The organism is Pseudoalteromonas sp. SR43-5, assembly GCF_014163835.1.
GTDB lineage: Bacteria > Pseudomonadota > Gammaproteobacteria > Enterobacterales > Alteromonadaceae > Pseudoalteromonas > Pseudoalteromonas distincta.
Window position 1 is genome coordinate 1 of the sequence record NZ_JACJEA010000055.1, and the last position, 13,551, is coordinate 13,551.

14 protein-coding genes are annotated in these 13,551 nt (G+C 38.6%); all 14 read right to left on the reverse strand.

The window, feature by feature from the left end; translation table 11 throughout:
* Positions 1 to 230: 230 nt before the first annotated feature.
* The 14 genes from H5090_RS20130 to H5090_RS20195 all read right to left on the reverse strand — a co-directional run bounded on the left by H5090_RS20130 (position 231) and on the right by H5090_RS20195 (position 13,302).
* The gene (locus H5090_RS20130; protein ID WP_182696578.1) at positions 231 to 2,009 is read right to left on the reverse strand and encodes a sugar phosphorylase; all 1,779 of its coding nucleotides are present in this window, start codon (positions 2,007 to 2,009) and stop codon (positions 231 to 233) included.
* A 55-nt stretch (positions 2,010 to 2,064) separates the two neighbouring features.
* A complete protein-coding gene (locus H5090_RS20135) occupies positions 2,065 to 3,285 on the reverse strand; it encodes a glycosyl transferase (protein WP_002958673.1) in 1,221 nt (406 codons plus the stop codon).
* Complete coding sequence (locus H5090_RS20140; RefSeq protein WP_149603638.1) at positions 3,278 to 5,023, reverse strand: HAD-IIB family hydrolase; 1,746 nt, start codon at positions 5,021 to 5,023, stop codon at positions 3,278 to 3,280. The genes H5090_RS20135 and H5090_RS20140 overlap by 8 nt, the downstream gene beginning before the upstream one ends.
* A gap of 145 nt (positions 5,024 to 5,168) precedes the next feature.
* Positions 5,169 to 6,407, reverse strand: a complete 1,239-nt coding sequence (locus H5090_RS20145; protein ID WP_149593033.1) for a uracil-xanthine permease family protein — start codon at positions 6,405 to 6,407, stop codon at positions 5,169 to 5,171.
* 10 nt (positions 6,408 to 6,417) lie between these two features.
* A complete protein-coding gene (upp, locus tag H5090_RS20150) occupies positions 6,418 to 7,047 on the reverse strand; it encodes a uracil phosphoribosyltransferase (RefSeq protein ID WP_002958676.1) in 630 nt (209 codons plus the stop codon).
* Positions 7,048 to 7,193: 146 nt separating this feature from the next.
* On the reverse strand, positions 7,194 to 8,150 hold the full coding sequence (locus H5090_RS20155) for a phosphotransferase (RefSeq protein ID WP_182696579.1): 957 nt from the start codon (positions 8,148 to 8,150) through the stop codon (positions 7,194 to 7,196).
* Positions 8,151 to 8,420: 270 nt separating this feature from the next.
* On the reverse strand, positions 8,421 to 8,846 hold the full coding sequence (locus H5090_RS20160) for a hypothetical protein (RefSeq protein WP_032827236.1): 426 nt from the start codon (positions 8,844 to 8,846) through the stop codon (positions 8,421 to 8,423).
* Between the two features lie 275 nt (positions 8,847 to 9,121).
* Entirely contained in the window at positions 9,122 to 9,223 is a 102-nt protein-coding gene (locus H5090_RS21105) for a transposase (protein ID WP_182703488.1), read from the reverse strand.
* Positions 9,224 to 9,570: 347 nt separating this feature from the next.
* A complete protein-coding gene (locus H5090_RS20170; RefSeq protein WP_182696580.1) occupies positions 9,571 to 10,386 on the reverse strand; it encodes a hypothetical protein in 816 nt (271 codons plus the stop codon).
* 137 nt (positions 10,387 to 10,523) lie between these two features.
* Positions 10,524 to 10,922 carry a hypothetical protein gene (locus H5090_RS20175; RefSeq protein WP_182696581.1) on the reverse strand — a complete coding sequence of 133 codons (399 nt, stop codon included), beginning with the start codon at positions 10,920 to 10,922 and terminating at the stop codon, positions 10,524 to 10,526.
* A 119-nt stretch (positions 10,923 to 11,041) separates the two neighbouring features.
* Positions 11,042 to 11,413, reverse strand: a complete 372-nt coding sequence (locus tag H5090_RS20180; RefSeq protein WP_182696582.1) for a VOC family protein — start codon at positions 11,411 to 11,413, stop codon at positions 11,042 to 11,044.
* Positions 11,414 to 11,533: 120 nt separating this feature from the next.
* On the reverse strand, positions 11,534 to 11,962 hold the full coding sequence (locus tag H5090_RS20185) for a hypothetical protein (protein ID WP_182696583.1): 429 nt from the start codon (positions 11,960 to 11,962) through the stop codon (positions 11,534 to 11,536).
* A gap of 138 nt (positions 11,963 to 12,100) precedes the next feature.
* The gene (locus tag H5090_RS20190; protein WP_182696584.1) at positions 12,101 to 12,508 is read right to left on the reverse strand and encodes a hypothetical protein; all 408 of its coding nucleotides are present in this window, start codon (positions 12,506 to 12,508) and stop codon (positions 12,101 to 12,103) included.
* Between the two features lie 101 nt (positions 12,509 to 12,609).
* The gene (locus tag H5090_RS20195; protein WP_182696585.1) at positions 12,610 to 13,302 is read right to left on the reverse strand and encodes a hypothetical protein; all 693 of its coding nucleotides are present in this window, start codon (positions 13,300 to 13,302) and stop codon (positions 12,610 to 12,612) included.
* Between the last annotated feature and the right edge of the window lie 249 nt (positions 13,303 to 13,551).

The window sequence follows — 13,551 nt, forward strand, 5'->3', positions numbered from 1 at the left end:
TGGATGTAGGTAAGGGGCGTGAGCAGGACGCGGAAGCTTTGCTCGGTTTTTACTTATTCTTACATGGATGTAAGCCAGTAGAATAACGCAGGAGCAGTTATCGAGCCCACTAGGTTACAAACCTCGCGTCGCGATTTAATCGCCCCTAGATTGAACGAATTTCAATCCACAAAGATCAACACGCCCTAGTTAAAACAAAGGCTCGCAGTGCGAGCCTTTTTTAAAACATTTTATTTAATATTACTCAGCCACACGCTTTGGTATGGTTCTAGCTCTATTGTTAATTGGCTTTCTTCAATCGTTTTATCTGCCACCAAATCAAACCACTTTTGGGTGTTAATTAAGTTTAAGTCGGCCAATGTGAGTGTTTGTGGTTTATCGCTAATGTTATAAACACAAAATATGCTTTGGCGTCTGTCTATACTTTGTCGCCAAAAACCAAATAATCCCCCTGCTAAATGCAGCGTAAACTGTGTAGCATTTGGGTGGAAGGCACTTTGCTTTTTGCGTACTGCCAATAAGCTTTTTATGCCGTTAAACACTTTATGATGATGACTGTACTTTTCACCAATTGCCGACAGTAGCTTTGACTCTTGCCAACGATGGCGGTTAATAGCACGGTTATGCTGTGAATTTTCAAAGCGTTCGTAATCGTTAGTTGTACCCAACAAACTATGAATATAAAGCCCTGGGATACCTTCAAGCGCAAACATAATTGCGTGAGCACACATAAACCGCTCCAGGCCAAACTTATCTGGGCCATTGTGCGTCCCTTGGAGAGCATCAAATAAAGCAATATTTAGCTCATACGGTGTATGCGTGCCATCGTTACTGGTTCGCATAGATACACGACCACCAAATTGCATAGTGGTACTTACAAGTGACGCCACTTCACTGGGTTGTAATAAACCTTCAATTGGTCTGAGCCCTATTCCATCGTGCGAGGCTATAAAATTAAAGTATGCCGTCCCATTTTGCGCAGGTGGCATGCTCATCATCCAATGCTTAATTGCAGTGCTATCGCCACTAAGTAATGTATGAAGCAATAAAGGCGGCAGTGCAAAGTTATAAATACTGTGCGCTTCGTTGGCATTACCAAAATAAGATAAGTTTTCTTGGTTTGGAATATTGGTTTCGGTAATTATAACTACGCTCGGCTCTGCGTGCTCAATAAGTGTTCGTATTAGCCTTACGGCTTCATGTGTTTGCGGCAAGTTAATACAACTTGTATTAAGCTGTTTCCACAAAAATGCGACCGCATCGAGTCTAAATAAACGCACGCCATTGTCTAAATAATGCCTAATTATTCCCACAAACTCTTTAAGTACATCAGGATTGCCAAAGTCAAAATCAACCTGATCGTGACTAAACGTACACCATACGTGCTTTTCACCGCTTGGCGTTGTTACAGTATTTAATAACGATGAGGTTCGCGGGCGTACAACTTGGCTTAAATCATCCGTTAAGCTCGCCGTTTTGAAATAATCTTTACCCGGGTGTAAATCATTTAAAAAGTTCTCAAACCATACACTTCTGCTTGAGCAATGGTTAATAACCAAATCCGCCATTAGCTTTACATCTTTAGCGATATTTTGAATATCTCCCCAATCACCCAAGGACTCATTCACTTGCACGTAGTTCATTACGGCAAAGCCTTCGTCTGAGCTGTACGGGTAAAATGGCAATATGTGCAGCGCATTTAACTGCATATCACATTGCTCTTTTATAAACCTGTGTAGTGTTTTAAGCGGTGCCTCCATTGGGCTCGATACGGCAAATTCACTATCATCGTGTTTAATAATAGAGTCGCCATAAGCAATCAATACTATATCTTGTTCATCCCACCGGTTTGTATGGGGTGTCGGGTCGCGCAGTGCATTGCTACCTAGTATAATTTTAATGAGTTGCTGAGCAAGCTCAGTAACCGATAAAGGCAGCTCAACACCCTCATAAATAATATGAAGATGTTGCTCTACTCGTTGTAAAAATAATTCGCTAACTGTGCTCACATGCGCCCCTAATATTTATTGTTTAGACTTATAGGCTAATTAACCTGCACGCAGGTTAACTATATTCTTCGTTATCTAGCTCTACGGCTTCTTTTAAGCGCTCAAGTACGTCTGGCATTGCTGATACAACACGGTTCCAACTTGGCACAAATGGCGCTTCCATTGGGTTTTCTAAAAAGTGTTGCCCTGCTTCCATAATATTTTGTGCAAACATTTCTACTGCTTTTTCTTCTTGGTGTACATCAAGCGTTAACCCGTTCATTAGCGCGTCGTTATGATACGTTTCTATAAAATCTAAACCGATACGGTAATAAGTCGCTTTTAATGAACGAATTGTTTCGCTGGTAAAAGTAACACCTTGAGTCGCCAGCTTTCTAAACAATGCCTTAGTAATATCAATCGACATTTTAGACAAACCTGCACTTTGATCATCAAGTGAAAGTTCTTGGTGTTTATGATCGTAATTATCGGCAATATCTACTTGGCACAAGCGGTTATGCGAATAGTTACGATACATTTCACTCAGTACACCTATTTCAAGGCCCCAATCACTTGGGATACGAATATCATTTAATACATCGCGTCTAAACGAAAACTCACCTGCAAGTGGGTATCTAAAAGAGTCCATATATTCAAGGTAGTCGGTATTGCCTAAAATTGTTTTAAATGAGCGAAGCAATGGCGTTACTAATAAGCGCGATACACGGCCATTAATTTTGCCATTAGCAGTACGCGGGTAAAACCCTTTACAAAATTCATAGTTAAAACGCGGATGCGCAACGGGGTAAATTAAGCGAGCAAGTAGGCTTCTGTCGTAGGTTAAAATATCGCAATCATGCAGCGCGATAGACTCTACTTCTGCTGTTGCTAATTTATAACCCATGCAATACCACACATTACGCCCTTTACCCAGCTCACGTGGTGCAACACCTAGCTCTTGTAATTCTTTATCTAGTGCTTGTAAGCGTGGGCCGTCGTTCCATAATACTTTATGGTTTTGGTTTAGCTCTTTAAAAAAGCCTAGTGCATGACGGTACTGTGCTTCGTCGGCTCTATCTAAGCCTATCGTAATTTGTGATAAATATGGTACTTCGCGTAATTCACTAACTATATTTTGCAGCGCAGGGCCTTCAAGTTCACTAAATAGCGAAGGAAGTATTAACCCCATAGGGCGCTGCTTACTAAAAGTAAGTAGCTCTTTTTCTAGGTCTTCTATTGGTCTGTCGGCAATATTATGTAATGTTGTAATAATGCCATTTTGGTAAAAATCAGCCATGAGATGTTTGCTCCTCAGAAATACTTAAAATACTGCTAATACACGGCAACGACGTTATTTCTTCAATCCAGCCCAGCGGTGCTGGCGATTGAGAGTATCGTGCTTTGTTGTGCGACAATTTAACCGGCTTTTTACTCGCCGGATTGGCAATAATAATGGCGATATTTGCGTGCTCTAACATTTGCTTATCGTTATCGCTATCACCCAGTGCTATAACCGTGAGAGGCTTTCTGAAATGATGGGTAAACTGTTTAACTAACCACTGCTGTGCAGCGCTTTTATCGGTATTTTTGGCAATATGAATGAAGCGTCCGCCAATTTTTATATCGTAGCCGAGTGCTTCAACATCGTTTACAAAGGCTGTGAGTAATTCGTCATTGCCATACCAATAAAGAGGGTCTGAATAATCGCGAGTTTGTGCGCGTCTTGCTTGTGCATCGTTTAGCCCGGTAAGCTCTGAAATTTGCTCACTCGATAAGTCACTAAACAATTTGTAATGCGCTTTATAATCCGCCTTTAAAGTATTTAAATCATTTAATAAACTCGATAACGGCTTTGCCATTGCGTAGCACCAATAAGCGCCTACTTTTTTACAACCAATTGGCTTTAATTCAAAATAGTCTTCTGGAATAAATACTGCTGCACCGTTTTCGACAATAAAAGGTTGTTGAATATTTAAATCGTTTTTAAGCTCTATAACTTCGCAAAAAGTTTTGCTGGTATTAAACACCACAGGAATATGCGCATTTTGCAGCTGCTGTAATAACTCACTAATATTATTTGTATTGTAATCGGCGTGATCGAGTAATGTACCGTCCAAATCTGTAAAAATAATAGGTTGAAGGGTGTCATCACTTGTTAGGTGCATACCACTAATATCTCGGTTGCTATCAAGTTCAATTAAAGCATTTGCTTTAGCGCTCAGTGTGTTTAAGTTCTCACGCGTAATGCGCTCAAAATGAGAAATAAAATACACCAATTGCTCGTTAGTCATGGTGCCTGAGCCTTCACCTTTTTTGGCTATTAGCTTTTGTTCTTGCTCTTGTCGCCATGTAAAAACATCACTAAAACTCGGTGCTTTTAGCATAACGGTATAATCAATTAGGTTAAAAACGGCTTTATATTCATTTGCCAAACAGCTATTTACACAGCGGCGCCAAACGCCTTCTTTATCAAACTGTTGCTCTAACTCGTTAAGCGGCTCACTCAATGAAAACAACGGTTGTGGCTCACTGCCCACGCACCACCCTTCTAAAATAACAATATCAACTGGCTTTTCATTTGTTAGCCAATCACTTGTTGGCACGCAGTCGTCTTCGTGTTTATTAAAACGTGGAAGCGGTACGTTTACCTCTCCTGCCAGTAAATTAGTTATTGTGCTATTCATTAACGCTACGTCGTGAGTACCCGGTACTCCGCGAGTAGTAAAAAGAGGATGTACGTCTTTGGCAAGCTCAGTACGTGCTTGTTTTGCTAAATAAAAGTCATCAATTGACAATGCTACACTGTTAAGTGGTGTGTTTTTAGAAAACCACGTAACTAAAAAATCTGCGAGTGTTGTTTTTCCTGAGCCCTGGCATCCATTTATGGCAACAAAAATAGGAGTATTTGTTTTTTTAGATTCGAGGATGTCATGCGCAAGTGGAACAAAATATTGCTCACTCAAATATTGATACTTTAAAGGCAGTTGGTGTTTTGCTAAAAACGGGGTTATATCCACAATATTGGCCTCTGACATAGTAACTCCTTTGCATACGATGCGTTCTGGAAATTAAATGCAGATACTAGACCATTATTATTTTTGTATATTTATTAATAGGTTAAAAAAATAGCGCATTGAAAATGCGCTATTTTGGTGCAATGTTTTTAACTTACGTGCACTATTAACTCTCTTGAGGCTGCGCCTTAGGTAATACAAGGTTGAGTACAATGCCTAAAATAGCGCATAAACTTACGCCCTCTAAACTAAATTGGCTACCACCTATATGCATACCGCCAATACCGCACACCAAAATAAGTGCAACAATACTTAAGTTACGTGGTGCTGTTAAATCATCGCCCGACTTAACTAATGTATTTAAACCCACTACAGCAATAGAGCCAAAAAGTAGAATCATAATGCCGCCCATTACAGGTACAGGTATAGTCTGTAAGCCAGATCCCATTTTAGCAACAAAGGCTAAAATAATGGCGATAATGGCTGTCCACATCATTACTTTAGGATTGAAGTTTTTGGTAAGCATAACTGCTCCCGTTACCTCTGAGTAAGTAGTGTTAGGCGGGCCGCCAAATAATGATGCTGCAGACGTCGCAAGGCCATCACCAAATAAAGTACGGTGAAGCCCAGGTTTTTTCAAAAAGTCTTTATTGGTTACTTGGCTAATAGCCATCATGTCACCAATATGCTCAATTGCAGGTGCTATTGCTACAGGCACCATAAACAAAATAGCCTGCCATTTAAACTCAGGCCATGTGAAGTTTGGTACAGCAAACCACTGTGCGTTAGTTACTGCATCAAATTGCACAACGCCCATACCAAGCGATAAACAATAACCCGCAACAACCCCTGCCAGAATAGGTATAAGCTTAAATACGCCTTTTCCCCACACTGCAAAAATAAGCGTAACCACTAACGAGAACAACGAAATATAAATAGCACTGTTGTAATCAATAATTTGAATACTTCCGTCGCCACTTTTACCCATCGCCATATTTACAGCAACAGGTGCAAGCGCTAAACCAATAACCATAATTACAGGGCCTACAACCACAGGCGGTAAAATTTTATGAAGCGTTGCAACGCCCTTAAACTTTACTAATAAACTTAAAAGCATATAAGCAAAGCCCGCTACCATTAAGCCGCCCATAGTGGCTGGCACGCCCCACATTTGCACAGCGGCAATAATGGGTGCAATAAAAGCAAACGATGAAGCTAAAAATATAGGCACTTGGCCTTTAGTCACTACCTGAAACAGCAAAGTACCAATGCCAGCGGTAAAAAGCGCAACATTAGGATCCAAGCCCGTTAAAAGTGGCACTAATACCAGCGCACCAAATGCTACAAACAGCATTTGCGCGCCTGTTAAAATGGTTTTTATTGAAAAGGTGTCATTATTTTGCACTTCAAGACTCCTAAACAGTACCGAATATTTTGTCGCCCGCATCGCCTAAACCAGGGATAATATAGCCCTTTTCGTTTAAGTGGCTATCTACAGAGGCTGTAAATATTTCTACGTCGGGATGTGCTGTAAGTGTTTTTTCCACACCTTCTGGTGCAGCTACTAATACAATTACTTTGATTTCTTTACAGCCTGCTTTTTTAAGCATATCGATTGTGGCAATCATTGAGCCACCTGTTGCAAGCATAGGGTCAATAACTAAGCTTAAGCGCTCATCAATATTACCTACTAGCTTCTCAAAATATGGTACTGGCTCTAGCGTTTCTTCGTTACGTTCAAGACCAACCACACTTACTTTAGCGGCTGGTAATAACTGCATAACACCGTCCATCATGCCAAGACCTGCGCGTAAAATAGGCACTACGGTAATTTTTTTACCTTTAATATGCTCTACTTTTAATTTATTGCCATCCCAGCCTGTAATTTCGTTATCTTCTAACTGTAGGTTTTTAGTTGCTTCGTAGGTTAATAAGGTTCCAACTTCAGAACATAATTCACGAAAGCTTTTAGTACTAATACCATGCGCTCGCATTAAGCCTAGTTTATGTTGAACAAGAGGGTGAGAAATAACGTGAATTGCCATGATATAAACCTACTGATACAAGAATTTGCAGTATTTTATATTAAAAAAGGTCATTTGACCTGTAGTTTTAAAGAGATTTTCATACATCGTGCCAAAATGTATTGTTTTGCTTGATATTTATGCAAGAGATTAGCAAAACCTGTTTATTAAATGTTACCCGCTAACCAGCTGTTTACTTGCTGTTGCATATAACTATTTATTTTTTGATGCTCGGGGCTCCACCCAGCTAAAAATCGATAAAAGTCAGCCCATGCAGCAGGCCATAAAGCGAGCCAATCGTCAGCTATTTTACTTGCTGTTGCCCAAGGGTGATAAGCTGTAATAGCAGCCTTTAAATTATCAAAATAATACACAAGGTACTCATCAGCGCACTCGTGTAATTGTGCATCACTTAAGCAACTGGTCATAAAATACATTACATCAATTATCCCAGAACCTGCACCTATATACTGAAAATCATAACCGAGTATTTTATCGTGCTCATTTGCTGCAAAGTTAGCAAGTTTTGCATCGCCATGAATCAGCGTTTTGTACGCACAACTTTGTAGTTGCTCATCTATTTTATGTGCAACATTTTTAATATCGGACTTTTTATCAAGGTTATCTTTTAGTTTATGAAACTCATCTGGGCGCGTGCTTAAATGCCAGTAGTTGCCTTGCTGCCATAACCCTTCAGCGGGTTTACTTAAGTTAAACGCATGAAAGTGTGCAAGCCACCTTAATATAGCTTTAACATGTTGTGGCCCTGCTTGAGTAAACCCATGTTTGGTGAAATCCTTAAACACCAGCGCATATTCATCATCTTTATTAATTGCACCTATACATTCAATACTTTGCGCATGTACTGGTAAATGCGGGCTATAAAGCTTATAAAATGTGTATTCAACACTATATGAGTGCTGCTTTCTTTTAAGCGCAAATTCGCTTTGTTTAATTTTAGGATGGTTTATATAACTGGGTATTTTAATCGCTTTAATAACGCAGGCTTTATCATCAAGCTGGCACTGCACAATACTGCCACATCCACTCCAAAGTGATGTAAGCGTATCGCCAATTTCAATGTGCTTAAAGTGAGGTTGTAATAAAGGAATGTAAAATGCCATAGCTATATTAAGTAATTAAGTTTTTTGTAGTTTAACATTAGTGGACGTTTTTAATAAAACTAAGGCATAAGAAAGCTCCACTTGGTTTTATACAAGTTTGTATGTAAATAGTGGCCAAAATCACTATGCCACAACACTTTGATTTTAAAATTAACTGGATAAAACCATGTCTTCCTAGGTTGAGTATATTTAGGCATTTTAGCCTCTTCAAAGTGATGAGGAGGTGTCCACTAAAACGGGTGAGGAGCAATGTCCTGCTTGAATGGTTTGTTATGTAACCTTTATACCACTTTCCTCAAAAAACTTTTCTAATTTACTTTTATTAATGTTTGATAGAAAAGCAAAAGATCTAAAGGTAATACCGACTTTAGATTTAAAGTCTATTAGGTGACCCAGCGGACCAAGATTATAGGAGCGTATTTCTTGAAGTGAATCAAGTGCAATGTCATCTTTAAAAAAGCCATAACCGTAAAAGTACAACCTATTTTGATGAATTTGAAAAACAGGCTTACTTAAGGCTCTAATAGACCAAACCCAAAGGATAAAACCAACACCAAATAAAATAATCAAAGTAAAATCTAAACGATAGTTAAGCAAGCTAAGTAATAATTCATCATCGCTCCTATTACGAGCCTCTAAGAAATAAACACCTAAAAAGGTTCCTATCGGAACTCCAGGTATTACCCAGATGTACATTAAGAATGCTTTCCACATTGGATAATGTTCTGTGGACGAGTTTCTCCAGAATTTCACGATTCTTCCTTGGTTACATAACGAGCCTGTAGATTAACTCGCTTTTAAATTTGTTTTTTATTGATAAACAAACCATAGCTGAGTTCCTATTTTGGTTCAATTGATTACTGTATTTTTACGCAGAATATAGAAGTGTTTGATATTGTTTTAATTGGCGTTTTGGAAGGGATTTCGGGTGTTTGAGTGGCTTTTATTTAGAGTAAGAGGGCTTACCCTTCTTAATGCATCGTGTTTTGCAGCTTTTCTATATTATGAACAAGGCAATACAGTTGCCATTGCGCATTTACTTTCGCTTGACCCCGTAAGGTCAATTTATTCATGCTTTTATTCACTGTAATGTTCCGCTTTTTATTTAAAGGAAAGCCGGTTCGATACAGCCGAGTCGTTTGCTATTCTTTAATAAACCGCTATCGTAGCCCGATTGGGCTGTCTATTTTTACTTTCACTTTGTCTACATAGCTCAGTTTTTACGTGATTCATTATTTATAACAATACACTCATCACACTGTTTGCTGTTAATTTTTTTGAAACAATTAGGATGGGTGTCATCCTAATTTGGGTTAGATGCCTAACGCCCTATTAACAGGCAAAAAATTGTTTGCTAAAATGTTGAGGGACGAAAACAGCAAACTGTTTTTTGTCCTTATTTATTAGCTTGTTAGGCATTTTAGTGCGGACCAAAAGCCCAATTGTATGCAACCCAAAAACTATCATTGTCTTTATATTCTTTATATACCTTCAGGGCTGAATGAATCTGAGCGGGCAACACATATTCATTGAATGCGTCTTCTGGTAATTCCAAAGCTGAATAGTGATAAGGAATAGCAAGTTCACTTGTATTCTTAAGGTTCAGTTTGGTGAGAATTTTTTCAACAATATTATCAGGGAAATCCGCAATAAATGAGAATGTTTTTCCATCAATAGAGTTTGAATAAATATCAAAGGAAGTTGTTTTACCATTAATAAAAAAACTAGGTTTCCCATTGGAGTTAGGGTAAGTGATTTTAACAAAGTTTCTAATCACTTTTGGAAGATCAGATATTTCCATATTAATTAAATGGCTTTTATACAGCTCAGATATAATAACAACTGCAGATTCAACTAATTTAGATTTGGCTAGTAAACTATCAGACTTCGATTTTTTATAGAATCGGATTTCATCGCTATCAAATTGAGTCATTGAATCTTTTTTAAATTTGAATGCGTCTACATTAGTACACGTAAACAATACATTTTCACCCAAACATAATGGTCTGATAATTTTTAATATGTCTTCGTCTGAGTCAGAGATAAGTCCATTTTCAATAGTAATTTTCTTTGCACGAAAATCATTGATCTTATTTTTAATCCATCTTTTCACATGGTTTTCGGATGATACCACTGCTGCAAAGCTAGCTATTGAAAACAATGAAGGCTCCCAACCAGGCTCAAAGTATACCCAACCTAAAGATCCAATAAAAATAATTACAGTAAATATAAACAATTTCGAATTCCTAAATATGATGCCTAACGCCAGTAGCAGGCGCAAATATTGTGTTGTGGAGTTTGTGTAAAATGGGCGAAGCCCTTACACAAACGGAGCGACGCAATATTTGTCGCTTGCCTACTTTTGTTAGGCATTTACTTGGCGCGCTCCGATTGAATTGCCATTAACAAAGTTTTACTACCAGTGATTTTTCCTAATTTTCCACTCGGATCTGTAGCTAAGGTCGTGGAGATAAAGCCCTTAAAAATCATTTTATCTCCTACACTAATACCACCTTCCGGCTTTGGAGCGATACTTGTTACCCAGATTGGCTTTACACCCACAATACTTAAATTAAGTTTGTATACGGGAAAATTCTGCTCCGTTGGCTGTATTTCTACTACGTCACCGGCCAAAGCTGTTACTTCACCCTCGTATTTGGAATTTAGCTCTCCATTTAAGAATGGATTCTCATTTGCTTCTTGAGCATACTCACCAGCAATAAGCGAATGACTCAATAAAGCTACTACAACAAAAACGATAAAATGTTTCACTTTAACTCCTAGGTTGCCTAACGCCCACTTAAGCGGACAAAAACAGTTGGTTATAATGTGTAGCGAAGCGGAACCTAACCAACTGTTTTTGTTCCGTTTGAAGTGCTTGTTAGTGTTGTTTACACATGCTGGTCTATCAGGATTGAATTGCCATCAGGATCTTTAATAGAGAAACTCGAAGGACCACTTTCACCCGAAATAGATTCTTGTATTATATCGACACCTTGAGCTTCAAACTCTTTTAAAAGTTCTCTAACATCAGTATAAGATTCTAATGGCTTACATTTGCTACTCCAGCCAGGATTGAAAGTCATGATATTACCTTCAAACATCCCCTGAAATAATCCTATTGTGTGATCGCCATTTCGAAGTATTAACCAGTTTTGAGATTGGTCTCCACCAACTATCTCGAAACCCAATTTTTGATAAAAAGCTTTCGACTCTTCGATGTTACTAACCGATAAACTTACTGAAAATGCACCTAATTCCATTTTACACTCCGTAGTTTGATTGCAACACTAACGCCCCAATAAGGGGCTAAAAATTGTTTGCTAAAATGTGTAGCGAAGCGAAACCGAGCAAACTGTTTTTAGTCCCGCTTGATTGGCTTGTTATAAGCACTGTTGCACCTTAGCTTGAATATAATTAACGATAGACGGAACAGTATATTTTTTTAAATAATTTGTTCCGCATTTATCAAGGCATTGATAGGTAATTGATATTGCAGCATCACCACCTGAATGTATAGTTTCGTGAAAGCCAAGAATTACCATCTGCTCTTGCTGATTAGTTTTATCAAAATCAGTTCTCGTTATGAAAATGGGATTTTGATTGAAACTATATTCAACCATAGTTGATACAGGCACCCATTTTTGGTTAATAACATCAGGGTAATTTAACCCAACGTATTCATTACCGGGACGATCTAAAGTAAAACCTAAACAAAATGCTTTTTCAGGAGTTAATTTGATATTTGTAGAAGTTACGTTAGCTAAACTAAAGAAACTTAAAAAGGACAACAAAATGAGAATATTGCGCATGAATTCCCTGTGCTTATAACTTTTAAATAAGGGGCGCAGACATGTGGGCTAAAATCCGAGCGAAGCGAGTCAGCCCACGTGTTTGCGTCCCAGCCCGCGCAGCGGGCGAACTTAATTTTTTTGTTATGTGACTTTACCCTAAATAAGAGCATACTTTTTGTACTTTTTAACAAACACTTTTGCGTCTGCCAACGTTGAAGGGTATGAAACACTGCAATAGCTGTATTTAATAGGCCTAATTTTTTGAAAATAGAAACCATGCTGAATGAGGTAAGCTACCTTTTTCCATTGCGCGATATCTGACTTTTTGGGAGCTTTGAAGTGCCGGCCTAAATTATAAGTAACACCACCGCAAGAAACACACTGGCCATGCAATGGATAATCGCATGGAGCACCAGGAAAGCTGCGTTGAAAAGAGGTTTTGCAGTCGAGGCACGCATACGCCATAGAATACTTGCCGCTTGAAAAGGAAGCTTTGTCTGGTTTTATTGGTTTAGCTCTGTAACCAGAATCCCATCTAAGCGCTTTTTTAATGTTTCTATCCATGAATATCCTGAGTCACATAACGCCACAATAACCGAGCGGAGCTAAGCGTGGTATTGTGAGCAAAGCGAACCACGCTTAGCGGAGTCCGGTTGATTGTTTTGTTAAGGCTGAACGCTAGGGAGTTTCTCTTCACCTGAAATTGATAAGCTATTTAAATCAATACTTGTCGAATAACCGATATTATCTCTTTGAAATATTAATATCACAGTGTTTTCGTTAATGGTTTTGTACCCATTAACAAAATCGATATCTTTCAGTAACTCAACATATTCTTTGCCGTTCGGTTTTGATATTGCAACAGTAAATAAATCAGAAGAAGTTAGTGCTTTATCATTATTTGTATCGGACTTAACCACATGGTAAAGAATTGCTTTCGCATGTTTAGACTGCTCGTCAAATCTTGTATTTGGAAGCTGATTTGTTTGTGTAATGAGATAGTCATTTTTTCCAAACAACCAATGCTTTTGGTTGCTTACCACATTAATAAATAGGTAGTTCCTTGTCGATGATGCGGATTTACTATATGAGCCTCTGGAATAGCTTTGCTCCGAATGAAGCGGCATCATTAGAAAGTCAGACCCATCAATGGTTGTAATGCTGCCAAGCTGCCACTCCTCTTTCTCTTCGGGAGATTCTTCTATATTGACTATATTTCTTACACTGCGGTCACGCGTCATATCTTTATAGATCATAATGCAAGCAAATAAAGCTAGTGCAACGCCCAGTACGCCAACCAACATAATGACGATGGCGTTGAATCTCCATATGTTTTTGAATACTTTATTTTCTTCCATCTCGATTCCTGACTTATTGGGCCTTAACGCCTTTGTAACAGGCATTTTTTGTGTAGTGGAGTTTTGCGGTAAAGTGGCGAAGCCACCGCGAAACGGAGCGTAGCAAAAAATGTCCTGTTGACAAACTTATAGTTCGACCAAGCCACTTAATTTAAAAGTAACTGACTATTATATTAAGTGGAATATGCTTCTGTTGGTTACGAATATTGAATGACAAACATCCAATGTTTTTAACAAGACGTTCGAGCC

What these genes read in the sequence shown, in the direction of transcription:
- H5090_RS20135 (WP_002958673.1), bottom strand. Translation starts at nt 3,285, where the DNA reads ATGGCTGATTTTTACCAAAATGGCATTATTACAACATTACATAATATT.
- H5090_RS20140 (WP_149603638.1), bottom strand. Translation starts at nt 5,023, where the DNA reads ATGTCAGAGGCCAATATTGTGGATATAACCCCGTTTTTAGCAAAACAC.
- upp (WP_002958676.1), bottom strand. Translation starts at nt 7,047, where the DNA reads ATGGCAATTCACGTTATTTCTCACCCTCTTGTTCAACATAAACTAGGC.
- H5090_RS20155 (WP_182696579.1), bottom strand. Translation starts at nt 8,150, where the DNA reads ATGGCATTTTACATTCCTTTATTACAACCTCACTTTAAGCACATTGAA.
- H5090_RS20160 (WP_032827236.1), bottom strand. Translation starts at nt 8,846, where the DNA reads ATGTACATCTGGGTAATACCTGGAGTTCCGATAGGAACCTTTTTAGGT.
- H5090_RS21105 (WP_182703488.1), bottom strand. Translation starts at nt 9,223, where the DNA reads ATGAATAAATTGACCTTACGGGGTCAAGCGAAAGTAAATGCGCAATGG.
- H5090_RS20180 (WP_182696582.1), bottom strand. Translation starts at nt 11,413, where the DNA reads ATGGAATTAGGTGCATTTTCAGTAAGTTTATCGGTTAGTAACATCGAA.
- H5090_RS20185 (WP_182696583.1), bottom strand. Translation starts at nt 11,962, where the DNA reads ATGCGCAATATTCTCATTTTGTTGTCCTTTTTAAGTTTCTTTAGTTTA.
- H5090_RS20190 (WP_182696584.1), bottom strand. Translation starts at nt 12,508, where the DNA reads ATGGATAGAAACATTAAAAAAGCGCTTAGATGGGATTCTGGTTACAGA.
- H5090_RS20195 (WP_182696585.1), bottom strand. Translation starts at nt 13,302, where the DNA reads ATGGAAGAAAATAAAGTATTCAAAAACATATGGAGATTCAACGCCATC.